Annotated in this window: 20 protein-coding genes and 1 tRNA gene; 11 read left to right on the top strand and 10 right to left on the bottom strand. The window is 71.2% G+C overall.

Annotation, left to right across the window (positions count from 1 at the left end; genetic code table 11):
* The first annotated feature begins 100 nt into the window (after window positions 1–100).
* Together JSY14_RS08955 and JSY14_RS08960 are read left to right on the top strand one after the other, a co-directional pair.
* Window positions 101–2,500 (top strand): carbon starvation CstA family protein, encoded by a 2,400-nt coding sequence (locus JSY14_RS08955; RefSeq protein ID WP_259558441.1) that lies wholly within the window; start codon window positions 101–103, stop codon window positions 2,498–2,500.
* Between the two features lie 46 nt (window positions 2,501–2,546).
* A complete protein-coding gene (locus tag JSY14_RS08960; RefSeq protein ID WP_259558443.1) occupies window positions 2,547–2,744 on the top strand; it encodes a YbdD/YjiX family protein in 198 nt (65 codons plus the stop codon).
* A 110-nt stretch (window positions 2,745–2,854) separates the two neighbouring features.
* Here JSY14_RS08960 and JSY14_RS08965 read toward each other — a convergent pair whose 3' ends face one another.
* Window positions 2,855–3,355 (bottom strand): hypothetical protein, encoded by a 501-nt coding sequence (locus JSY14_RS08965; protein ID WP_259558444.1) that lies wholly within the window; start codon window positions 3,353–3,355, stop codon window positions 2,855–2,857.
* Window positions 3,348–3,497: a hypothetical protein gene (locus JSY14_RS08970; RefSeq protein WP_259558446.1), complete on the bottom strand. Its 150-nt coding sequence runs from the start codon at window positions 3,495–3,497 to the stop codon at window positions 3,348–3,350. Before JSY14_RS08970 ends, JSY14_RS08965 begins: the two co-directional genes overlap by 8 nt.
* Window positions 3,498–3,669: 172 nt before the next feature.
* Between JSY14_RS08970 and JSY14_RS08975 the strand changes: the two genes are divergently transcribed.
* A complete protein-coding gene (locus tag JSY14_RS08975; protein ID WP_259558447.1) occupies window positions 3,670–7,059 on the top strand; it encodes an ATP-binding protein in 3,390 nt (1,129 codons plus the stop codon).
* A 3-nt stretch (window positions 7,060–7,062) separates the two neighbouring features.
* Here JSY14_RS08975 and JSY14_RS08980 read toward each other — a convergent pair whose 3' ends face one another.
* Complete coding sequence (locus JSY14_RS08980) at window positions 7,063–8,484, bottom strand: maltokinase N-terminal cap-like domain-containing protein (protein ID WP_259558448.1); 1,422 nt, start codon at window positions 8,482–8,484, stop codon at window positions 7,063–7,065.
* Window positions 8,485–8,538: 54 nt separating this feature from the next.
* Here JSY14_RS08980 and JSY14_RS08985 point away from each other — a divergent pair, with 54 nt between their 5' ends.
* Complete coding sequence (locus JSY14_RS08985; protein ID WP_259558449.1) at window positions 8,539–10,491, top strand: Ig-like domain-containing protein; 1,953 nt, start codon at window positions 8,539–8,541, stop codon at window positions 10,489–10,491.
* 18 nt (window positions 10,492–10,509) lie between these two features.
* Here JSY14_RS08985 and JSY14_RS08990 read toward each other — a convergent pair whose 3' ends face one another.
* The 6 genes from JSY14_RS08990 to JSY14_RS09015 all read right to left on the bottom strand — a co-directional run bounded on the left by JSY14_RS08990 (window position 10,510) and on the right by JSY14_RS09015 (window position 17,697).
* Window positions 10,510–11,115, bottom strand: a complete 606-nt coding sequence (locus tag JSY14_RS08990) for a LytR C-terminal domain-containing protein (RefSeq protein WP_259558451.1) — start codon at window positions 11,113–11,115, stop codon at window positions 10,510–10,512.
* Between the two features lies 1 nt (window position 11,116).
* The gene (locus tag JSY14_RS08995; RefSeq protein WP_259558452.1) at window positions 11,117–12,529 is read right to left on the bottom strand and encodes a beta-N-acetylhexosaminidase; all 1,413 of its coding nucleotides are present in this window, start codon (window positions 12,527–12,529) and stop codon (window positions 11,117–11,119) included.
* A 194-nt stretch (window positions 12,530–12,723) separates the two neighbouring features.
* Window positions 12,724–13,776, bottom strand: coding sequence for a C40 family peptidase (locus JSY14_RS09000; RefSeq protein WP_259558453.1), 1,053 nt, complete (start codon window positions 13,774–13,776; stop codon window positions 12,724–12,726).
* Between the two features lie 403 nt (window positions 13,777–14,179).
* Window positions 14,180–14,253, bottom strand: a tRNA-Pro gene (locus JSY14_RS09005).
* A gap of 79 nt (window positions 14,254–14,332) precedes the next feature.
* Entirely contained in the window at window positions 14,333–15,274 is a 942-nt protein-coding gene (locus JSY14_RS09010; protein WP_259558454.1) for a metallophosphoesterase, read from the bottom strand.
* Complete coding sequence (locus tag JSY14_RS09015) at window positions 15,271–17,697, bottom strand: transglycosylase domain-containing protein (RefSeq protein WP_259558456.1); 2,427 nt, start codon at window positions 17,695–17,697, stop codon at window positions 15,271–15,273. The genes JSY14_RS09010 and JSY14_RS09015 overlap by 4 nt, the downstream gene beginning before the upstream one ends.
* Before the next feature lie 68 nt (window positions 17,698–17,765).
* Between JSY14_RS09015 and sp36 the strand changes: the two genes are divergently transcribed.
* The 3 genes from sp36 to JSY14_RS09030 are packed head-to-tail and all read left to right on the top strand — an operon-like array spanning window position 17,766 to window position 19,258.
* Window positions 17,766–17,933, top strand: a complete 168-nt coding sequence (gene sp36 / locus JSY14_RS09020; protein WP_259558458.1) for a Sp36 family protein — start codon at window positions 17,766–17,768, stop codon at window positions 17,931–17,933.
* Window positions 17,934–17,945: 12 nt separating this feature from the next.
* On the top strand, window positions 17,946–18,425 hold the full coding sequence (locus JSY14_RS09025) for a RidA family protein (RefSeq protein WP_259558460.1): 480 nt from the start codon (window positions 17,946–17,948) through the stop codon (window positions 18,423–18,425).
* Window positions 18,422–19,258: an MBL fold metallo-hydrolase gene (locus tag JSY14_RS09030; protein WP_259558463.1), complete on the top strand. Its 837-nt coding sequence runs from the start codon at window positions 18,422–18,424 to the stop codon at window positions 19,256–19,258. The genes JSY14_RS09025 and JSY14_RS09030 overlap by 4 nt, the downstream gene beginning before the upstream one ends.
* Before the next feature lie 80 nt (window positions 19,259–19,338).
* Here JSY14_RS09030 and JSY14_RS09035 read toward each other — a convergent pair whose 3' ends face one another.
* Window positions 19,339–20,016 (bottom strand): Crp/Fnr family transcriptional regulator, encoded by a 678-nt coding sequence (locus JSY14_RS09035; protein ID WP_259558465.1) that lies wholly within the window; start codon window positions 20,014–20,016, stop codon window positions 19,339–19,341.
* Window positions 20,017–20,136: 120 nt separating this feature from the next.
* Here JSY14_RS09035 and JSY14_RS09040 point away from each other — a divergent pair, with 120 nt between their 5' ends.
* From JSY14_RS09040 to JSY14_RS09055, 4 genes are all read left to right on the top strand, one after another.
* Window positions 20,137–20,847, top strand: coding sequence for an endonuclease III domain-containing protein (locus tag JSY14_RS09040; protein ID WP_259558466.1), 711 nt, complete (start codon window positions 20,137–20,139; stop codon window positions 20,845–20,847).
* Window positions 20,844–21,524 carry an NUDIX hydrolase gene (locus tag JSY14_RS09045; protein WP_259558467.1) on the top strand — a complete coding sequence of 227 codons (681 nt, stop codon included), beginning with the start codon at window positions 20,844–20,846 and terminating at the stop codon, window positions 21,522–21,524. Before JSY14_RS09040 ends, JSY14_RS09045 begins: the two co-directional genes overlap by 4 nt.
* A 158-nt stretch (window positions 21,525–21,682) precedes the next feature.
* A complete protein-coding gene (locus tag JSY14_RS09050) occupies window positions 21,683–22,069 on the top strand; it encodes a cold-shock protein (RefSeq protein WP_259558468.1) in 387 nt (128 codons plus the stop codon).
* A gap of 155 nt (window positions 22,070–22,224) precedes the next feature.
* On the top strand, window positions 22,225–23,136 hold the full coding sequence (locus JSY14_RS09055) for a DUF3027 domain-containing protein (RefSeq protein WP_259559640.1): 912 nt from the start codon (window positions 22,225–22,227) through the stop codon (window positions 23,134–23,136).
* Window positions 23,137–23,141 lie beyond the last annotated feature (5 nt).

Genomic DNA, 23,141 nt, shown 5'->3' on the forward strand with positions numbered 1-23,141 from the left:
CGGAGTGTGCCCGCCGGGGTCCTGAGGTCCCGGGTCGACGGGGTGTGACCTGTAGTACCCTGCCGCTGTCCCTCTCCCTTCCCTACCCCGAGGTGCTGCGATGACGCCGACATCTCCGTCAGGTCCCCATCGTTCCCCCGGTGGCGGCTCGCATGCCGTGCCCGGCCCGGGGGCCGATCGACCCCACACCCCTGACACCGCCCGCACGCCTGGTGAGGAGCACACCGCTCACGAGGCCCACGAGGCCCGCACCACCACCGTGACCACGGATCCCGACCAGCCGCCCGTCGCACTCACCGAGGAGGAGCACGCCCCGTATCGCCGCTGGACTCCCGCGAAGATCGCGCTGTGGTCCGGCATCGCACTGCTCGGCGGGCTCGGATGGGTGATGCTCGCCCTGGTGCGCGGTGAGACCGTCAACGCCATCTGGTTCGTCTTCGCGGCGGTGGCCTCGTACCTCATCGCCTACCGCTTCTACGCGACGGTGATCGACCGTCACCTGGTGCGACCGAACGATCGCCGTGCCACGCCGGCCGAGTACAACTACGACGGCAAGGACTTCGTCCCCACCGACCGTCGGATCCTCTACGGCCACCACTTCGCCGCCATCGCCGGTGCCGGCCCGCTCGTCGGCCCGGTGCTCGCCGCGCAGATGGGCTACCTGCCCGGCACGATCTGGATCGTCGTCGGCGTGATCTTCGCGGGTGCCGTGCAGGACTTCCTGGTGCTGGTGGCCTCCACCCGCCGCGGTGGCCGCTCCCTCGGCCGGATGGCGCGCGATGAGCTGGGCGTGATCGGCGGCATCGCCGCGTACATCGCGACCCTGTCGATCATGCTGATCATCGTGGCGATCCTCGCCATGGTGGTGGTGAACTCCCTCGGCGAGTCCACCTGGGGCGTGTGGAGCGTCGGCCTGACCATCCCGATCGCCGTGTTCATGGGCCTCTACCTGCGGTACCTGCGACCCGGCAAGGTGTTCGAGGTGTCGCTGATCGGCGTCGTCCTCCTGCTGCTGGCGATCGCCTCGGGCCGTTGGGTGTCCCAGACAGGCTGGGGCGAAGCGCTGTTCCACCTCGATCGGCCGGTGCTGGCCCTGATCATCATCGCCTACGGCTTCCTCGCTGCGGTGCTGCCGGTGTGGGTGCTGCTCGCGCCGCGCGACTACCTCTCGACGTTCATGAAGGTCGGCACGATCGTCATGCTGGCCGTGGCGATCGTGCTGGTGCGCCCGGAGATCTCCGTGCCCGCGTTCAGCGAGTTCGCCTCCCGCGACGACGGCCCGGTGTTCACCGGTGCCCTGTTCCCGTTCCTCTTCGTGACCATCGCCTGCGGCGCCCTCTCCGGCTTCCACGCGATGATCTCCTCCGGCACCTCCCCGAAGCTGGTGGAGAAGGAGTCGCAGATGAAGATGATCGGCTACGGCGGCATGCTCATGGAGTCGTTCGTGGCGGTCATGGCGCTGGTCGCGGCCGTCTCGATCGACCGCGGCATCTACTTCGCGATGAACTCCGCGGCCACCGCCACGGGTGGCACCGTCGAGGGCGCAGCCCAGTTCGTCAATTCTCTCGGGCTGACCGGTGTGAACGTCGACCCGGCGACCCTGGAGGAGACCGCCCGCAACGTGGGTGAGGAGTCGATCGTCTCCCGCACCGGCGGGGCGCCGACGCTCGCCGTCGGGCTCTCGGAGATCATGCATCGCCTCGTCGGAGGTCCCGGGATGCAGTCGTTCTGGTACCACTTCGCGATCATGTTCGAGGCCCTGTTCATCCTCACCTCGGTGGATGCCGGCACCCGCGTCGCCCGGTTCATGCTGGCCGACCTCCTCGCCGGGGTCTCGAACAAGTTCCAGGACGCCTCCTGGCGCCCCGGCGTCTGGCTGACCACCGCCGTGATGGTGCTGGGGTGGGGGTCGATCCTCTACATGGGCGTCACCGACCCGCTGGGCGGCATCAACACCCTGTTCCCGCTGTTCGGTATCGCGAACCAGCTGCTCGCGGCGGTGGCGCTGTCGATCTGCCTGGTGATCTTCGCGCGCAAGGGCCACCGCTGGACCCTGTTGATCATCGCGGTGCCCATGCTGTTCACCGCCGTGATCACCGTGTACGGCTCGTACCTGAAGATCTTCTCGCCGAACCCGAAGATCGGGTACTGGGCCAACCACATGGCGTACCGCGACGCGCTCGCGGCGGGGGAGACCTCCCTGGGGCTGGCGAAGACCGTCGAAGACATGCGCACCGTCGTGTTCAACACCGCGGTGCAGGGCAGCCTGTCCATCCTCTTCGTGGTCTGCGGTCTGATCGTCATGATCGTGTCGATCCTGCGCACCCTGCAGGCTCTGCGCGGGAAGAACCTCCTCGACACCGAGGATCCGACCGTCGAGTCCCACTACTTCGCCCCCAGCGGGATGATCCCGCACGGCGGGGAGAAGGAGCTGCAGAAGCAGTGGGATGAGTACCTGCGCCGCCACCCGGAGAAGGACCTTGTGGGAAGCCACCACTGAGTCGACCACCATGGGGTCGGGCACCCCAGAGTCGGCCCCCGCGTCTGTGAGCCGCCCGGACCTACCCGCCCTGTGGCGGGAGGTCCGGCGGTTCGCCCGTGGGGTGCTCGGCTCCGACGCCTACGACAAGTACCTGACGCACCATCGCGTCACCGGCTGCTCGCATCCGCCGATGAGTGAGAAGGAGTTCTGGCGCGCCAAGTACGCGGAGGAGGACGCCAATCCCCGCGGGCGCTGCTGCTGACGAGGGCGCTGCTGCTGACGAGGGCGCTGCTGCTGACGAGGGCGCTGCTGCTGACGCGGGCGCGCCGGCGAGGCCCCTCGGTGGGAGCGCGACGGCTCCCTCCCGCCGTCTCAGCAGGTCCTGCCCGACAACTGGGCGCCGTGGATCTCGAGGATCCCCCGGGCTACGAGTCTGAGCTCGGCTCCGTGCTGATCGGTCCCGGTCAGAAAGAAGTACCCGCCGGACCTCTTCTCACGAGACAGCTTCGTGAAGCCGTGTCGTGAGAGCACCGGATCGAGGGCCGTGCGCCAGGGCTCCCAGTCGATTCCCTCCCCGGGCGCCGGGTACAGGTGGTGGCCCTCAGCAGTCGCCCATCTGCCGGGATCGTAGGAGCAGGCCCCTCCCTTCACCGGCTGATCGGTGAGGGCACCTTCCGGGGCCCATCCGAGGGGGCGCACCGAGTCCATCGTCGCGATGAGATCCTCCACCACCTGCTGGTAGTGAGCCTGCGCACGGGCGGGATCCATCGGTGTGACGGACGGTCCGCAACCGTCGAGCAGGATCGTCAGTCCGGCGGCGCCGAGCAGTGGAGCCAGGCTCCGGCGGCGCGGTCGGGTCGGATTCTCAGGCATCGGTCTGCTCCAGCCGTCGGACCTCGATCTGCACCCAGCCGCGCCGCTCTCGGGTGGACGGCTCCACAGAGGCCAGAAGGACCGCATGCGACTCTCCGCAGGGAACGGTCTCGGCGTCAGGATCTGCTCCGAGAAATGTCATGGGAACTCCTCCGCCTGTGCGAGACAGCCTCCGGGATGCCGCCCTGCCTGTGACTGTAACCGTGGAGCACCCTCGTGACCATGGGCTGAAATCCCCACCCCGACCCCTGCGGGGCACACTCTCCGTCCGCCCTGCACCCCCGCCTGTCGGCCACCCTCGGTAGGCTTGACCGGTGGACTCCGCAGCCGACATCCTCGACCTGCCCGGCACCGACGCGCCCGCCCAGGATGCCGCGGCCACCGGCCCCGTCGACCCCGATCATCCGCACCCGGGGCAGTGGCGGCTGAGCCACCTGCAGGTCTCCAACTGGGGCACCTTCCACGGCACCCACGACCTGCCGATCTCCACCAAGGGGTACTTCCTCACCGGTGGCCCTGGCACCGGCAAGTCGACACTGCTCGATGCGATCAGTGCTCTGCTCACCCCGCCGCGCACCCTGCACTTCAATGCCGCCGCCTCCGACGCCGGCCCAGCGCGCTCCAAGTACCGCCGCACCGTCGCGAGTTACGTGCGCGGTGCCTGGGCGATGCACTACGACGCCGCCACCGGGGAGTTCAGCCAGGAGGTGCTGCGTGAGAAGACGACGCTGTCCGTCATCACCCTGCGCTACAGCGACGGCCTGGGCGGCCTGGTGCAGCTGACCCGCCTGCTGCTTCTCCACGCCGGGCACACGGCCGACTCCGACGTGAAGAGCCTGTACGTGATCGCGCGGGAGCCGCTGGACGTCACCGAACTGCGCCGGTTCGTCACCACCCAGATCGCCGGGAAGGACCTGGAGGCGGCCCACCCGGGAACGCAGACCTTCCGCCAGTTCCGCGAGTACCGGGCGGCGTTCAGCCAGATCCTCGGGATCCCCGACGAGAAGGCCCTCTCGCTGCTGCACAAGATCCAGTCGGCCAAGGAACTCGGCGACGTCAACGCCCTGCTTCGGGACTACATGCTCGACGAGCCCCGCACCTTCGACCTGGCCGACCAGGCCCTCGCGAACTTCCAGAACCTCTCTGAGGTGCATGCGGCGCTGGTGACCGCCCGCGAGCAGCGGGACGTGCTGCGCGGTCTGCGCACCGCCCATGAGGACTGGTCCGCCATGCGCGAGCGCGGCGGGGAGCTGGTGGATCGTCGCAGCGACATCGACGTGTTCGCCGCGCAGCATCTGGTGCGGCTGCTGGCCGAGGAGCAGGACCGTCTGCAGCTGGAGCAGGACCGTGCCGTCGCGCAGCAGCGCCGACTCACCCAGGACGTCGCCGACGCCCGCTCCGACCTCGCGCAGCTGACGGACCAGCGGCGCCGTGCGGGTGGTGGGGAGATCGACGACTGGAAGAAGCAGATCGCCGGGCTGGAGGTGGAGCGGGATCGCCGCTCGGAACGCTCCACCGAGTTCGCGGCGCAGCTGGCCACCGTCGGTCTGCGCACACCCATCAGCGAGGACCTGTTCCTCTCCACGCAGCGGGAGGTCGCGGCGCTGCGGCGCGAGCTCGAGGACGAGGAGAAGCAGGCCGGTCGCACCGCCTGGGAGGCCGAGGCCGCGGTGCGCCGCCACGAGGAGGAGCTCGCGCAGCTGCGCTCCGAGCTGGCCTCCCTCACCGGGCGTGCCTCGAACCTGCACTCGGAGGATGTGGCGCTGCGTGACCGCATCGCGCAGGAGGTCGGGGTGGCGCCGACGTCGCTGCCCTTCGCCGCAGAGCTGCTGCAGGTGCGGGCGGGCGAGGAGGAGTGGACCGCCGCCGCCGAGCAGGCACTGCGGGGACTCGCCCGCTCGATCCTGGTGCCCGACCGGGTGTACCGGGAGGTCGCGGCGGTGATCGACCGGACGCGCCTGCGTCGGCGTATCGCCTACAACCGCATCAACACCGACCTGCGCCGCCCCGCCAAGCAGATCGACCCCCGCACCCTGGCCGCGAAGCTGGAGGTGAAGGAGGGCGAGTTCCACGCCTGGCTGAGCGGGGAGATCGCCTCCCGCATGGATTACGTCTGTGCGGAGACACTGGAGGAGTTCACCCGGCTGCCGCGGGCGGTCCTGAAGTCCGGCCAGATCAAGCACTCCGCCTCCCGACACGAGAAGAACGCCGACCGGTCGATCAACGACCGCTCCCAGTGGGTGCTGGGCTTCGACAACCGTGCCAAGCGGGCCGTGTTCGAGCGGGAGCGCACTCGCGCCGAACAGGCCCTGTTCGAGGCCCAGGCCCGCCGCCGGGACGTCGCCACGGAGGAGGGGCGCCGGCGGGAGCGATTGTTCGCCCTGCAGGCCCTCGCTCAGGTGACCTGGGACGACATCGACGCGGCGAGCGTGGCCCGCCGCATCCAGAACCTGCGTGACATGGTGCAGGCCGCTGAACGCGGCAGCGATGCCCTGACGGAGATCGCCCGGCAGATCGACGATGTCGAGCGGGCCATCGCCGATGCCGACGAGGAACTGCTCGAGGTGGTGCGCCACCTGGGCAGGCTCACCGAGCAGTCCGAGCGGGCCGCCGAACGGCTGCACGAGGCGCAGGCCCGGCTCGCGGAGCGCACCCTCGCCCCGGAGGTGGAGCGGGACCTCGCCGACCGGTTCGCCGCGATCTCCCCGACGCTGGTGCTGTCCACCATCGACCAGGTCACGAAGGACGCCTCCGCCACCCTCGATGCGGAACTGATGGACCTCACCCGCCGCACCTCCCGCGCGGAGGAGGACATGCGCACCGCCATGCGCGAGTTCGACCGGCGCTGGCCGGCCGAGGCGGGGGACACCGACGCGTCGCTTGACGCCGTCGGCGACCACCTGGCAATCCTGGCGCGGATCGAGGAGGAGAAGCTGCCGGAGGTGGAGGACCGCTTCGTCGAGTTCTTCACCGGCAACACCCTCGGGGACGTGCAGGCCCTCGCCACCGCCATCGCACGGGAGCCCGCGGAGATCCGCAAGCGCCTGCAACGGATCAACGCGCTGCTGGCGCAGGTGGAGTTCCATGCCGGGCGGTACCTGCAGCTGTCGATGCGACCGGTGTACCTGGCGGCGCTCGACGAGTTCAAGCAGGCACTCGACGAGGCCGTGGCGCTCACCGTGCAGCAGGACATGAGCCGCGATCGCGAGAACGCGGAGGAACGGTTCCTGGCGCTGCGGCATCTGATGGATCTGGTGGCGCGGGCCCGCACGCAGGACGATCAGGCCTCCCGGGCGGTGCTCGACGTGCGCCGTCACGTGCACTTCCACGCCGAGGAGGTCGACGCCGACGGCAAGATGGTGCACGCCCACGAATCGGGCGGCCCGCTCTCGGGTGGTCAGAACGAGCGTCTGACGACGTTCTGCCTGGCTGCGGCGCTGCGGTATCAGCTGGCGGGCACCGGGGTGGATGTGCCGCGGTACGCGCCGATCATCATCGACGAGGCCTTCTCCAAGGGCGCCGGGGAGTTCATCACCGCCGCCATGGAGTCGTTCCGGCACTTCGGCTTCCAGGTGGTCCTGGCGAACCCCGGCAAGAACCCGCAGGCTCTGGCCCCGTTCATCGGCGGCGTCGGTGTGGTCTCCATCCGCGACGACCGGTACTCGCAGGTCAGCCCGATCGAGTTCGTGCCGGCCGAGGGCTGAGCCTCAGAGCCCGAGGACGCGCTGCAGGCCCCCGAGCGGGATCGGCAGCCAGTAGGGGCGGTTGCGGGCCTCATACAGCGCCTCGTAGACCGCCTTGTCGGCCTCGAACACCGCGATGAGCGTGCGCGTGGCCTCGGGATCGGCGGGCGGCAGGGTCGACAGGTAGCCGTCGAGGAAGGCCTCCCGGGCGGCGGCCGCCCAGGCCGAGGCGTCGGCGCCGCTCTCGTGCTGCACCGCACCCGCCACGTAGTCCAGGCTGCGCAGCAGACCGGCCACATCGCGCAGCGGAGCGTCCGGCAGGTTGCGCTGTGCCAGCGGCCGCAGCGGCTCACCCTCGAAGTCCAGCAGCACCCAGCCGCGCTGCGGCACCCGCAGCACCTGCCCCAGATGGAAGTCTCCGTGGACGCGCTGCACGGCGGGCCATGCCACATGCCCGGCGCGTTCCAGCACCTGCGCGATCGGCTCCCGCAGTCGCGCCACCTCGGGGACCTCCGCGGCCGTCGCGTCCAGGCGCTCGCGCATCCGCTGCACCGCCACGGTGCGCTGCCCCTCATCGGCCTCGACCGCTCCCAGGGCGGAGGCGAGATCGCGGTGCACCTCCGCCAGCGCCACACCCAGCTCCCGGGCGGGTTCGCGGAAGTCGATCCCCGCGGCGGCATCCTGCAGGGCGACCCGCCAGGCGTCCTCCACCCCAGGCAGGAATCCCTGGGCGACCAGCGCGTGGGTGGTGGAGCGGCGCGGCGGTTCCCCCTCGGACTCCCGCCAGCGCAGCATCACCGAACCGATCATCGGCGGGACGCGGCGACTGCCGACCTCGTCCAGAGCGGTCTGCACCACCACGTCCGGGTTCTCCCCGTTGTGCAGCACCCGGAACAGCTTGAGGATCACCGGCTGGGCGTCATCCAGGTCGAAGATCATCGAGGTGTTCGACTGTTCCCCGGACAGCAGGCGCGACCCCAGCACGCGACCGGCAGCCCGGTGCGGGCGGGTGACCTGCGCGGCGATCTCCAGACCGTCACCCTCGATCACGTGGCCGTCACGCAGCAGACGCAGCAGGGCGCCCCGGCCGTCGGGATCGGAGGGGGCATCGATCACCACCACCGGCTGCGAGCCCACCGCGACCGTGCCGAGAACCGCGCCCTCCGGCAGACCCTGCGCCGCGAACTCCCCGCGGCGCAGCACGACCGGCACCTGATACGTGGTGGCACCGCGTGTGGTGCGGGCCTCCACCACCAGGTCGGCGACCAGGTGATCGCGTTCGACCTCCAGCACTGCCGCCGCCTGCAGGGTCACCTCGGGAGCTCCGGCGCCCTTCTCGGAGTACCAGCGCCGGGCCGGCAGCCAATCCCGCAACTGGGGAAGTACACGGGCGAGGAGATGATCGAGGTCGGGCAGGTCGGACAGGCGGAGTGGGGATCGGTCCATGGGTCAAGAGTAGGGCCGACCTCACCGATCATCCCCACTTGCTACCGTGACGTCGTGACCGACGGACGCCCCCCTCTCCGGACGGCCGGGACGCGGGTCGTCGCGGCGGCCGCGCTGGTGGCCGCCCCGATCCTGCTGGGCCCCACCGCACCCGCCGCCCACGCCCTGGGGGAGGACGGGCCGTTCCCGCTGCCGCTGGCGACCACGCGATTGTCCGTCGTGGACGGGGGCACCACCCGCACCTCGATCAGCGGCCTCCTCGCCGATGATGCCGAGCCGGAGCTGGTGCCCGCGTCGGCCCGCCTGGTCGTGCCGAGCTCCCTGCCGGAGGAGCGCGCCGCGGCGATCGATGTCTCCCGCGACGCCCTGACCATGTCGGTCCCCCAGGAGGGGACGTGGCGGATCGAGGACGGGTGGTTGTACTTCACCCCCGTGCTCGGATTCAGCGGGGACCCGACACCGATCGCCCTGACGGTCAAGGCCACCTCCGGCGCCTGGTCGCTCCCCACCGTCGTGCAGCCGGTGGGGGTGTTCCCCGCCGCGCATGTCATGCGGGTCTCCGGGGGGGAGCCGTTCGTGGTGGATCTGCGGCGCGCCGACCCGCAGGCGGCCCAGGGGGCCCTGCGTCTGACCCTGGACGGGCTCGCCGCCGGCGCCACCGTGACGCGGGACGGGACACGCGTGGTGGTACCGGAGGAGGGCGCGTGGACGCTGGATCGGGAGACGGCCACCGTGAGCTTCGAACCGTCCACGCTGCGGCCGATGGGCCAGCTCAGTCCCGTGCGGTACGTCTCCGAGGATGAACAGGGCCTGCCGTTGCGCTACGGGGAGATCTCCACTTCCGCCCCGGTGATCCCCGACCTCACCCGGGCCGCGCCGTACGGGCAGAGGCTCGAGTTCGAGGTGTCGGAGAGCGCCCAGTTCATCGATTTCACCACCTTGCAGTTGGTGCCGCAGGCGAGTGAGGCTCAGGCGTCACCGACCGGGGATGTGGTGACGGTGCCGGGGCAGGGGGAGTGGGCGCTGGATCGTGTCGCCGCCCGCGTCGTCTTCGTCCCGGAATCCGCGGAGGTCCGACGTGTCTCGCCGATGGGTCTGCGGGGCAGCGACGGGGCGGAGGCGGAGTCCGCCATCGCACTGCTGGAAGTCGGATACCCGGGGCTGCTGGACCGGTATGTCGCCACCCGCACAGGTCAGACCGTGGACCTCGAACCCCTCGCTGGGTCGGCGAACGTCCGGGCCGAGTCGCTGAGGTTCGATCCGGCAGGCCTCCCCTCCGGGGCGAGGATCGAGGGTGGCGGGCTGCAGGTCACCGTCCCCGGGCAGGGGGTCTGGCGGATCGACGAGGCCACCCGCTCGGCGACCTTCGACCCCGACCCCGGGTTCGCCGGGAACCCCGATCCGGTGACGGTCAGCGGCCAGGGCCTGTTCTCCGACGGTACCGCCACCGCCCGGTTGCACGTCGCCCAGGCGCCGCAGGTGCCGATCCTCCGCGACGATGTGGTGCGGGGCCCGGTCGGCACCCCGCTGTCGGTGGACCTTCTCGCCAACGACACCGCCGCCGGCGGCGACACGCCGCTGCTGCCGGACACCGTGCGTCTGCGGTCGCTGCGCGCGGCGAATGTGGAACAGCTCGAGAACGCGACAGGCACCCGGATCGTGATCCCCGAGGAGGGCACCTACACGGTCTCCCCGGACGGGCGGCTCACCTTCACCCCGGTGGAGGATTTCACCGGTCACGGGACACCGCTGGAGTACACCGTCGAGGATCGCACCGGCGGGCGGGTCACCGCGACGATCACGGTGGATGCCGACCCCTCCCTTCCGGCGGGGATGGCCTCGGAGCAGCCGGACGTGGCCGGCACCACCACGATGCTGCAGGGGGTCATGCCCGGCTCACCGATGACGTTCGCCGTCTACAGCACGGTGACCCTGATGCTGACCTTCGCCGGGGCCGTCAGTGTATGGATCGGCAACCGGATGCAGTGGGACCCGGACGAGGACTGAGCTGCCGCGGGGCAGGTCTCAATCGCATCCCTCCGGCGCGGCGACGGGCGCGGCAAGACGTTCCGCCGCCTGGTCCGCGGCCACCAGTTCCACCGATGTGGAACCCAACAACACCTCCACGGCGGTCCCGTCCCGCTGGGCGTCCAGCCGCAGTGTGGCCTCGGGGAACTGAGCGGCCACCGAGGAGGCCGCGAGGTATCCCTGCGGCCCGTGGACGATGGTGACGCCCTCCTCGGAGGCCGTGGTGTTGGTGGGCTCCCCGGTGATGTAGCCCCGCTCGCGCAGATCGGCGGTGACGGAGGCGGCCAGCCCGTTGCGGCGGGTGCCGTTGAGCACCCTCACCTCGACGTCACCCGCGGCCGCGGGCACGGCCCCCGGCTCCGGGCAGGTCAGCGAGGGGGTACCCGAACGCAGAGCCTTGTCCTCGATGACATGCTCCTCCGCGGGCTCCGCAGTCAGCTGCTGCCATGCGTACCACGCGGTGCCAGCGATGCCGATCACCAGCAGCGACATCACGATCAGCTGGGTGAGGCGCAGACGCCGCTGGCGCGCCCTGCGCTCGGCCGTGCGGCGGGCCCGGTCGGTGGACCGGGACGGCCTCGGTGCGAGCGGGCCCGCGTCCACGTCAGTCGTCCAGGGGGCGGTAACGGATCCCGAAGGCGTCCAGACGCGGCAGGTGGGCGCGCAGCCGCTCCTCGAACTGCTCCCAGTCCTGGCGCGGCGACCCCCAGGCGCGCTCCGCCAGCGCGCACACGCGCGGGAACGCCATGTACTGCAGCTGGTCGGCGTCGGGCATGTACTCGGTCCACAGCTGCCCCTGGATGCCCAGGATCAGGGCCTCCTGGTCGGCCGGAAGCCCGGAGCCCAGCAGGTCCGCCTCGTACACATCCTTGACGGTGGTGTGGCCACCGATGGCCAGCGGCTCCGTCTCCGGGTCGCCCTGGTAGTGGTCGAAGGACAGGTGCTCGTTGTTCGCGACGATGGTCTGGAAACCCCGGGAGGTGGCCTCCGGCAGGCCCTTCACACTGCGCCAGTTCATGACGACGGTGTCATCGGGCAGGTGGGTCTCGAGCACCTCGTCCCAGCCGATGATGCGCTTGCCCTTCTCCCGCAGCACCTCCGCGGCGAACTGGGTGAAGCGGCCCTGGATCTCACTCACGCGCGAGTAACCCCATTCGGCCATGCGGGTGCGGGCGTCCACCGAGCGCTCCCACTCGATGGTCGGGCACTCGTTCCCGCCGATGTGCACGAACGGCGCGGGGAAGATCTCCGCCACCTGCACCAGCACGTCGCGCACGAAGTCGAAGGCCTGATCGGAGACGCCCAGGACATGATCGGAGATGCCCCAGGTCTCGCGCACCCGCAGGGTGCGGTCGGGGTTGTTGCCCAGCTGCGGGTAGGAGGCGACGGCGGCCTGCATATGGCCGGGCAGGTCGACCTCCGGAACGATCATCACGCCGCGGGCGGAGGCATACTCCACCAGGTCACGCAGCTGGTCCTGGGTGTAGAACCCCCCGTGGCGGCGCTCGTCGTACCGGGCGTCGGGGTTCTCCCCGCCGTCGCGGCCGATGACGGTGCGCTCCCGCCAGGCGCCGACCTCCGTCAGCCGCGGGTAGCCGCGGACCTCGAAGCGCCAGCCCTGGTCGTCGGTGAGATGCAGGTGCAGCACGTTCAACCGGTGCAACGCCATCGCATCGATCATGGTCTCGAGCTCCGACGGCGGCAGGAAGTGCCGGGCGACGTCGATGTGGAGGCCGCGCCAGGCGTAGCGGGGACGGTCCGAGATCGTGACGCAGGGGATCTCACCGGTGCTGCCGGCGACGATCTGCGCGAAGGTGTTGCGGCCGTCGGCGAGGGCGGCCTCGCTGCCGGCGCTCAGGCTCGCCCCGTCCGGGCTGATGCTCAGCGCGTACTCCGCCCGGTCCAGGTCGGGGTTGATGCCCGTGGAGAGTTCGGCCCACGGGTCATCAGTGCGCCACACTCCCGAGGAGAACAGCACGGACTGGGGCAGCGGGACGAGGGCGATCGGATCGGCCATGGGCTCCTCCTGGAAGCGACGCGGGACGCGGGACATGCGGCGGTCGTCACAGTGTCCCATATGGTCAGCCACCGGATGCGGCAGGGGCCCGGTCGACCGTGGTCGGCCGGGCCCCTCGTCCGTCCTGCCTCTTCCCAGTGACGCGATGCGTCAGGCAGGGCGTGACGTCCCCTCGGCGTGCCTGCCGGGGAGGATCAGCGGAAGGTCACCGCGACGTGCGGCGAGTTCCAGATGGAGCGTTCCACGACGCGCTGGCGGGAACCGGAGGCGTCGATGATCACGCCGTCGCCGGCGTAGATGCCGATGTGGCCCCAGTTGCCGGCGGAGAAGGCGATGAGATCACCGGGCTGGGCCTCCGACATCGGGATGACGCGGCCGGCGTAGCGGTAGCCCTTGGCGGTCATGCGGTCGATATCGATACCCGCCTGCCGGTAGGACCAGTAGACGAGGCCGGAGCAGTCGAAACCGTCACGGGGGGACTCATCACCCCACGAGTAGCGCGCGCCCAGCTGCGAGCGGGCGGCCCGCACGATCGCATCCCCGTCGAAGCTGTCCACGGAACCCCGGGAGTCAGAGCGGGAGGGCTCGGTGGGCAGCTGGCGGACCTCGCCGCCCTGCAGGGCCGCCCAGGTCTTCGGACCGACGACCCCGTCCACGGTCAGACCGGCATCCGACTGGAAGGCGCGGACCGCGGAGAGGGTGAGGCTGCCGAAGTATCCGGTGGCGTTGAAGGTGGCGCCGCGGGCGCGAAGCGCCTCCTGGAGCACGACGACGCTCGCACCGCGGTCTCCGCGGCGGAGGGTCTCGGTGGTCGCGCCGGACTGGGTGGCGACAGAACCGAGGGCACCCCAGGTGAGCGGGCCGACGACGCCATCGACGCGCAGGCCGTTGGTGGACTGGAAGGTGCGCACCGCGGTGAGGGTGCGGCTGCCGAAGACACCGTCGACCCGCAGGGTGGCGCCGGAGCCGTTCAGACGCTGCTGCAGGTGGCGGACGGCGTCGCCGCGGGAGCCGAGACGCAGCTTGACGGCGGCGTACTCGGAGGGCACCGGCGCTGCCGGAGCGAGCGCGGGGGCGGCGGGCAGCTGGGGGGCGGTATTCCGGGGGGTCACCGGCGCGGGGCCGGCACCCACCGCGTCGGCGCGCTCAGTGCCGATCAGTGCGGCACCGGCGGCAGTCGCCGAGAGCACGGCGACGCTGCCCATGGTGCGACCCATGGGAGCGGCCAGGCCCCGGTAATCGACCACAGCGCGCCCTTCGGCACGGTGGGTCGGGCGGTGGAGGCGGAACATCGGTCGTATCGCTTTCTCCGGCACTCACGACACGGCGGGCGCATCGCGTCCGCCACTCGGGTGAGGAGGAAGAGCCCGACGACCGGGCGGAACGTGCGCCGACGGGCGGTGTCCACTCCAGGCGACACCGCCGCCCACCCTACGAAAGTGCCATACGGGACTGCCCACTCGGAAAAGCCACCGCAGACCCCTGCTTTGCCAAGGTTTTACATAGCCGGGTCCGACACGCCGTGAAAACGAATGACAGGCATGTCATCCCTCTGGTAATCACACCGCTGTCATTCCGGGGGACTGCAGGAGGTGAGCGGAGAGACAGAACGGCTCCGATCCGCGGGGGGATCGGAGCCGTCGTGACCGGTCGGGGTGACAGGATTTGAACCTGCGACCTCTTCGTCCCGAACGAAGCGCGCTACCAAGCTGCGCCACACCCCGGTCTGGCGGGTGATCGCAGCTCCCTGCGCTCACCGACGCACCACCATACCAACACTCGCGGGTGGACGACGAACCGACGTCAGCCCCGGGGCCGCAACGTGAGTAAAGTCGCCTCCGGCGGATTGGCCAGCCGATAGTTCGAGTAGGGACTCGCACCGAGTCCCCCGCTGACGTGGAGGGGGACACCGCGCCACGTCGACAGTCCCTTCGCCTGTCGGCGCGGAAGATCACAGTTGGTGACGAGGGCACCGATTCCGGGGATCCGCAGCTGACCGCCGTGGGTGTGTCCGGCGAGGATCAGATCGGCCCCGTCGGCGACGAAGGCGTCGAGCACCGCGCGGTAGGGGGCATGGGCGACGCCGATGCGGATCTCCGGCCGCTCACTGCCGACAGCGGCGTCGTCGGGCGTCGGCATCCGATCGCGCTCGAGATGCGGGTCGTCGACCCCGACCCACCGGATGCGCAACCCCGGAAGCTCCGTGACCGCCCGCCGGTTGTTCAGATCGACCCATCCGTGGGCGCACAGCCGCGCCAGCAGCCGGTCGGTGGGAAGTGTCGGCGCTGGCAGGTCGGCGAGCAGGCCCTCCGGCCGGGGATCCGGCAGGAAGTAGCGCAGCGGGTTCTTCGGGCTCGGTGCGTAGAGATCGTTGGATCCCAGCACCACCACACCCGGGCGATGCAGCAGGGGCTCGATCGCCTCGGCCAGCACCGGGATCGCCGCGGCCGAGGCGATGTTGTCCCCCGTGTCGACGACGACGTCCGGCTCGGTGGCGGCCAGGCGCCGCAGGAAGGCGACCTTCCGATGCTGGTCTGGAAGCAGGTGCGCATCGGACAGGTGCAGCACGCGCACCGGACGGGCACCGACGGGCAGCGCCGGAACAGACACCTCCCGCAGACGGTACTGGTGGATCTCCACGTGCCGTGCCCACACGTGCGCCGCGGCGCCGACCCCGAGGGTCACGGCGCCGAGGGCGGTGATGATGCGGCGCGCGGGCGACTCGTTCCGAGACGTACCGCTCACGAGCCGTCCGACACTCGGATGCGCACCAGAGCCGCCGGGGGCAGCTCGGCTCCTGCGGCCGGCTCGGTGCCGACCACGTTGCCGCGCGGGATGCCGTTGCCGCGGACGCGCTGCTCCTCGACCTTGTAGCCGGCGGATTCCAGGGTGGCGCGGGCCCCGGCCGCATCCATCCCCGTGACGTCCGGGACACGGCCGGTCTGAGCGGCCCCCGGCTGCTGCGGCCCCCCGGTGCGGGGAGCGGGCGGGCCCGGGAAAGGACGGTTCTCCATGCCCTCCGACGCACGGGTCATGTACTCCTGCCAGGTGGGCAGCGAGACGGTGTTGCCCCAGACCTTGCCAGGACGCAGCATCCGACCGTCGACCATGAAGCCACCGGGGCGGATGTTGGCGTTCGGGTGCCCGAACCACACCGCCGTGCTCATCTGACCGGTCATGCCGACGTACCAGGTGTGGAACTGCTGGCCGGAGGTGCCGGTCTTACCGCCGGCGTCATGCCCCGGGATCACCATGCCCTTGCCCGTGGCTCGGGGATCCTCCAGGTCCTGCTTCAGCACCCACTGCACGGCGTTGCTGACGTTCCTGTCCAGCACCTGCTCGCACTTCGGGCCGGTGGTGGGCATGGGCTTGCCGTTGCGATCCACGACCTCGGCGATCGCGGTCGGATGGCAGTACCTGCCCCCGGCGGCGAAGGTGGCGTAGGCGGCGGCCATGTCGAGGGCGGAGATGCGCAGCTCCCCGAGGACCACCACCGCGGGGGCCAGCTCCGTTCCATACATGTCGCGCGTGCTGAGCTTCGCCGTCGCCGGATCCAGCGGGTTCAGGGTGGCGGGGATCGCGCCCATGGACCGAGCGCGATCCGCGATGTCACACAGATCCAGCTGACGGGCCATGTTGGCGTAGCTCGTGTTGACGGAGAACTTGGTGGAGTTCAGCACCGTCTCCTGCGGCTGCAGCGTCACGGAGACCGCGTTGTCGGGGTTGTACCCGGCCTGCTCACTCCACGCCCCGCTGTCCAGACACTTCGCGGGGAAGTGGGTGATCGTCTGCCGCTCCGTCCCGACGGTGTCATAGATCGAGCGGCCCGACGCCAGCCACTGCACCAGGGTGAAGGGCTTGAACGTCGAACCGACGGGGAAGCCGCTGCCGCCGCCGAGCGCCTTGGGGACGTTGTAGTTGATGGCGGTCTCCCCGGCCTGCACCTCGGCGTGCGGGTTGAAGGTCGAGTTCTGCGCCATCGTGAGGATGCGACCGGACCCGGGCTCCACGGTGACGATCGAGTGACCGAATCCCTCGGAGGAACCCGCGGGGACCTTCCGCTCCAGGATGTCGGCGGCGATCTGCTGCTTGGTGACGTCCAGCGTGGTGCGGATGGTCAGGCCGCCGCCGTACAGCAGCTTCCGGCGCTCCTCGTACGTCGGCGCGAAGGCCGGGTCGTTGAGCAGGGTGCGGGTGACGTAGTCGCAGAAGAACCCGTTGCGTCCGGCGTCCTGGCAGCCAGCGCGGACCGTCTGCACCTTCAGCATGTCCTCCACGGGCTGCTTCGAGTACTGCTCGTACTCCTCCGCGGAGATGTACTCCATGCGCTGCATCTCGCGCAGCACCTCGTTGCGGCGCTTCTGGCCGCGTTCGGGGTGCTTCACCGGGTCGTACTGGTTCGGGCCGTTGGTCACGCCGGCCAGGAGGGCCGCCTCACCGGGGTTGAGGTCCTTGGCGTTCTTCGAGAAATAGTGACGCGCGGCCGTCTCCACGCCGTATTGCGACGGGCCGAACTGTGCGACGTTGAGGTAGGCGTTGAGGATCTCGTCCTTCGACCACTTCTTCTCCAGGGAGATCGCCAGCTTCGCCTCGCGCAGTTTGCGCCCGTAGCTCTGCTCCGTGGCCTCCTTGATGGCGGTCTCATCCCCGCGCTGCACGGCATCCATCAGCAGGGCGTTCTTCACGTACTGCTGGGTGAGGGTGGACGCACCCTGGGTGCTGCCGCCCGCCGCGTTGTTGACCAGGGCGCGGGTCATGCCCCGGACATCGATCCCGCCGTGCTCGTAGAAGCGACGGTCCTCGATCGCGACGACCGCGTGCTGCATGTGGGGGGAGATCTCCTCCAGCGGCACCATGATCCGGTTCTCCGTGTAGAACACGGCCAGGAGGGAGCCGTCGGCCGCCTCGATGCGGCTGGCCTCGTTGAGAGGGAGCACTTCGAGTTCCGCCGGGTAGGAGTCCAGCAGGTCCACGCCGTCTCGGGCCATGGCGGAGGTCATCGTCACCGCGGGCAGGAAGAACGCGGCCATGAGGACCCCGGCCACACCGGAGACGGCGACCATGCCGAGCAGCAGCGCGACGGTCTGCCCGATCGCCGCCGGCAGTGATCGCCGGGGACGCGGGGCCGGGCGCTCGGGGGCGGGCGCGGACGGCGCAGAGGAAGCCATGGTGCAACGGTACGCCGTGGGGCGCCGCGGTGGGAGGTGCCGCACCGGGAACCGGTAGGCTCGCGGGCATGGCAGAGATCACCCGCTGGGAGTACCTCACGGTGCCCCTCCTCATCCACGCGACGAAGCAGATCCTCGACAACTACGGCGGTGAGGGCTGGGAGCTGGTGCAGGTCGTGCCCGGCCCCAACCCCGAGTCCCTGGTGGCGTACCTCAAGCGCCCGCTGGCGCACTGACGGGGGTCGACGATGCACGAGACGACCGGGACCGTCGAGGCGCGTCTGGCCGAGGCCGGTCTGACCCTGCCCGAGGTGGCCGCACCCGTCGCGGCGTACGTCCCCGCCGTGCGCAGCGGGAACCACGTGTGGACCTCCGGCCAGCTGCCCCTGGTCGGCGGCTCCCCGATCGCCACCGGACTGGTCGGGGACGAGGTGGATCCCGAGACCGCATACGAGGCCGCACGCATCTGCTGCCTGAACGCCCTCGCGGCGGTCAAGGCCGTCGTCGGTGACCTCGACCGCGTGGCGCGGGTGGTGAAGGTGACCGGTTATGTCGCCAGCGCCCCCGGATTCACCGGTCAGCCGGCTGTGATCAACGGGGCCAGCGAACTGCTGGGGCGGATCTTCGGTGACGCCGGACAGCATGCGCGGGCGGCCGTCGGTGTGGCGGTGCTGCCGCTGGGCGTGCCGGTCGAGGTCGACCTGGTGGTGGAGGTCGCCGACCGATGACGGGCTGGTTCGATCGGGTGGCCGAGGCTGATCCCGTCGAACTGCTGTGCCTGCGTGCGCCCAACCCGGGCCCGATGACCCTCGACGGGACCAACACCTACGTGCTGCGCGACGGCGCCCAGAGCTGGGTCGTGGATCCGGGGCCCCGTGATATCGGGCACCTGACGGCGATCCTCCGGGCCTGCGGATTGCCGGGGCCGGCCGCCCCTCAGGCCGTGATCGTCACGCATCGGCATGCCGATCACGCCGAAGCCGCCGGGACGCTCGTCCGTCAGCTGCGGCAGCGCACCGGGGCCCCGGTGGAGCTGTACGCGTCGGATCCGACCGCTGTGCCCGGCGCCCGCGTCCCCCCGGCGGAGCTGATCGGGGAGCGGGGCACCGTCGCGCATGTCCTGCACCTGCCCGGTCACACCGCCGACTCCCTGGCCCTGTTGGTCGAGGGTGGTCGCCTGCTCTCCGGTGACACGCTGCTGGGCGGCTCCTCCACCACGATCGTGCCGCCCGATGGCAGTCTCACCGACCTGCTCGCCTCCCTCGAGGTGCTGCAGGCGATGTCGATGGATGGCCGGATCGCCGGAATCCACCCCGGTCACGGGGAACCGATCGAATCCCCGCACGAGGCCCGCGACGCGATCGACGAGGCCCTCGCACACCGTCGCGAGCGGATCGAGCAGGTCCGGGCGGCGCGCGCGGAGGGTCTGCTGACGATGGACCGACTGGTGAGGCGCCTGCACGGTGACACCCTGCCGCCGGAGCTGCGCGAGGCCGCCGAGTGGAACATCCTCGCGGCGATCACCCACCTGCGCGAGGAGGGCGGCGGCCCCCGGGACTGACGACGGGCCGCCCCCGAGGTGGGGACGGCCCGTCGCCTCTCACCGGTCGGCCAGCGGGTCCCGGTGAGCGGGATGTGGTCTCAGCGGGCGCGACGGCGCAGACGCTCGATGTCCAGCAGCAGCACCGCCCGGGCCTCGAGGCGGATCCACCCGCGCGAGGCGAAATCCGCGAGGGCCTTGTTGACGGTCTCACGGGAGGCGCCCACCAGCTGGGCGAGCTCCTCCTGGGTGAGGCCGTGGGCGACCATCACACCGTCCTCGGTCTGGCGGCCGAAGCGCTGCGCCAGATCCAGAAGGTTCTTGGCGACGCGACCGGGGACGTCGGCGAACACCAGGTCCGCGAGGGACTCGTTGGTCTTGCGCAGGCGTCGCGCGAGGCTCGCCAGCAGGTGACGGGCCACCTCGGGGCGCTGCGCGAGGACACGGTAGAGATCCTGCTGCGAGAGCGAGTACAGGGAGGTCTCCGCCACGGCGGTCGCGGAGGCGTTGCGTGGGGCCGGGTCGAACAGGCTGAGCTCACCGAGGGTCTCACCGGGGCCGAGCACCGCGAGCAGGTTCTCGCGGCCGTCGCCCGAGGCGTGGCCGACCTTCACCTTGCCGGAGCCGATGATGAACAGGCGGTCACCGGGATCGCCCTCACGGAAGATGACCGCGCCGCGGTGGAAGTCCTCCTGCGTCATCGACGCCAGCACGGCCTGCTTGCCGTCGTCGTCGAGCGCGGCGAAGAGTGCTGATGACCGTACGATGTTCTCGTCCACGAAACCTCCTGCGTCGGGGGTCCCCGTGCGGGGGACCGGCGGGTGCTCCCCCATTGTGACCGATCCGCGTGAGTTTCGCGTGGGAGGAGTCACAGAGCGCGTCGGGAAGGAGCCATCGGGATGGGTTCTGCGGCTCGACGAGCACCCCATGAGGTGCCCGGTGCCGCGCCCGTCCGCCGTACCACGGAGCTCCTCGCGCACCTGTATCCCACGGCCCGCACGGAACTCGATCACGACGGTCCCGCCCAGTTGCTGATCGCGACGGTGCTGTCGACGCAGACGACGGACGCCCGCGTGAACTCCGTGACCCCGCAGCTGTTCTCCCGCTGGCCTGACCTGCCGGCGCTCGCCGCGGCCGATCCGCAGCAGGTGGAGGAGGTGCTGCGGCCCCTCGGGATGGGGCCGACCCGGGCGCGCCGCGTGATCGCCCTGGCCGCGGCCCTGCTGGAGCGGCACGGTGGGCAGGTGCCTGACGACGAGACGGCGCTGGTGGCGCTGCCGGGGGTGGGGCGCAAGACCTCCCATGTGGTGCGGGGGGTGGCCTTCGGGCGGTCCCTGCTGGCGGTCGACACGCACGTGGGGCGCCTCGCGCGGCGCTTCGGGTGGAGCACGGCCACGGACCCCCGCCGGGTCGAGGACGACGTGGTGGCGCGAGTGGAGGCGGTGACCGGACCGGAGGCGGACGGAGCGATCGACCTCACGCTCCTGTCGCTGCGACTGATCCTGCACGGCCGCCGGGTCTGCACCGCCCGGTCCCCCCGCTGTGCGGAGTGCGCCCTGCGGGAGGTCTGCCCGTCCGCGGACCTCGCCGGCACGGGCATGACGGCATGAGCGCCGGCGGAGAGCGGCGTCCGCCCCTGGTGCGGGTGCTCGCGGCGGAGCTCGCGCCGTCGAGGCGCGGGGAGGGGCCCGCCCCGCGCCTGATGAACCCGCTGCGGCCGGTGCCGGAGGGGTTCTCCCCGCGACGCAGTGCCGTGCTGGCACTCCTCGCGGGAACGGACGATCCTGCCCTGCTGCTGCAGGAGCGGTCGGCGACATTGCGGTCCCAACCGGGCCAGTTCGCGCTCCCGGGCGGGCGTCACGAGGACTCGGATCGGGATGACGTGGAGACCGCGCTGCGGGAGTCCGCCGAGGAGGTGGGCCTGCGGGCGGGGGATGTCGAGGTGCTGGGAGCCTTCGCCCCGGTGCCGATGCCGTGGCGGGATCTCACCGTCACACCGGTGGTGGCATGGAGCCCGGTGCGCCCACCGGTCAGGGTGGTCGACGAGGCGGAGGTGGCGCGTGTGGTGTGGGCGCCCCTGGCCGGTCCGGGATCCCTCACGGACCCCGCCTGTCGGGTGCCGGCGTTGCTCGACGGCCGCGCGGCGGGACTTGCCCTGGACCTGCCGGGGGACGCCTTCGTGTGGGGGTTCACCGCGGCGATGGTCGACGCCCTGCTGCATCGCGGTGAGCAGCCCCCACCCCCGCCGCGCGGCCCCGCCCGGGAGGTGCCGTCGGCTCGGCGGTGACCCGGCCCCGACCTGTCGAGCCCGCGTGCCTCACGGTAGACTTCAGGGTCGCGGACCGCCCGGAGACGGGGGATCCGCGCACCGGGCGCGAGAGCCGCGCCGGTGAGCGAACCGGGGCGCGGCGGACGACGCCGAGCCCGCTGAAGGACGGGATCGACGTGCCGCGCGGCAAGGTGAAGTTCTACGACGCCGAGAAGGGTTTCGGCTTCATCCTCAATGAGGAGACCGGGGAGAGCGTGTATGTGCACGCCTCGACCCTGCCCGAGGGCGTCACGACGCTGCGTCCCGGCACGAAGGTCGACTTCGACATGGCGGACGGGCGTCGCGGTCCGCAGGCGCTGAGCCTGCGACTGCTGGACCCTGCGCCGTCGGTGTCCCGCGCGCGCCGCCAGAAGCCCGAGGCGATGGCCGACATGGTCGAGGACCTCATCCGTCTGCTGGACGATGCCTCCAACGGCCTGCGCAAGGGCCGCTACCCGGACCGCGCCCATTCCCAGAAGATCGCCACGGTGCTGCGCGCCGTGGCCGACAACTTCGAGGCCTGAGCATCGTGACCACCCCTGCCGACCCCACCACGCCGACGCCGGACAGCCCGCAGGCACCGGAGGACCCGCAGACGCCGGAGGCTCCCGCGACGGCGCCCGCCGGGCGGCCCACCGCGTCGGCCGGGGCCACCCGCAGCCGCGCCCGTGCCCCCAAGCTGGACGCGGTGGCCGCGGCCGCCGTGGATCTCGCCCGCGAGGCCCTGTCGGAGGTCACGGACCCGGGCCAGGTGGGGGAGCACCTGCGGGTGGAGGCCGCGGGGGAGCGCCTGGTCACGCACGTGTTCGAGTGCACCATGCCCGGATATCGCGGTTGGTCGTGGGTGGTGATCCTGGCGCGCGCCCCGCGGGCGAAGGCCGCGACCGTCGCCGAGACCGCCCTACTGCCGGGGGAGGACGCCCTGCTGGCGCCGGCCTGGCAGCCGTGGGCCGAGCGACTGCGCCCCGAGGACGTCGGCGCCGACGATCTGCTGCCGTACCGGGAGCACGACGACCGCCTCGAGCAGGGGTACGAGCAGACCGACGACGAGGACGCCGACCGGGTGGCGCAGTGGGAGCTGGGCCTCGGGCGCGTACGCGTGCTCTCGCCCTACGGTCGTTCGGAGGCCGCGGAACGGTGGATCGGCGGGGAGTTCGGTCCCCGCGAGAGCAGCTCGCGGCGCCGCCGCGGCACCGTCGCGGCGCACTGCCGCTCCTGCGGGTTCCTGTCATTGCTGGCGGGATCACTGCGCGGCGAGTTCGGCGTGTGCACCAACGAGTGGTCGCCGGCTGACGGGCGCGTCGTGCACCTCGACTACGGGTGCGGTGCCCACTCGGAGACCGGGCGGACCGGCGCCGAGCCGGAGTTCGCCCGCGCCGAGAACGTCGTGGTCGACGAGACAGAGATCGAGTACTCCGCGACGGAGCCGGCACGTGAACCGGAGGCGGTCGCGGAGACGGTGTCTGCGGCCGAGTCGACGCCGGAGGCGGCGGGCGCCGAACAGACGAGCGCCGAGCAGCCGGCCGCGGACCAGCCAGTCGCTGAGCAGCCGGCCGCCGAGCCGTCCGGCGAAGAGCGCACCGACACCTGAGCCCC

This window comes from Brachybacterium sillae (genome assembly GCF_025028335.1).
GTDB classification, from domain to species: Bacteria; Actinomycetota; Actinomycetes; order Actinomycetales; family Dermabacteraceae; genus Brachybacterium; species Brachybacterium sillae.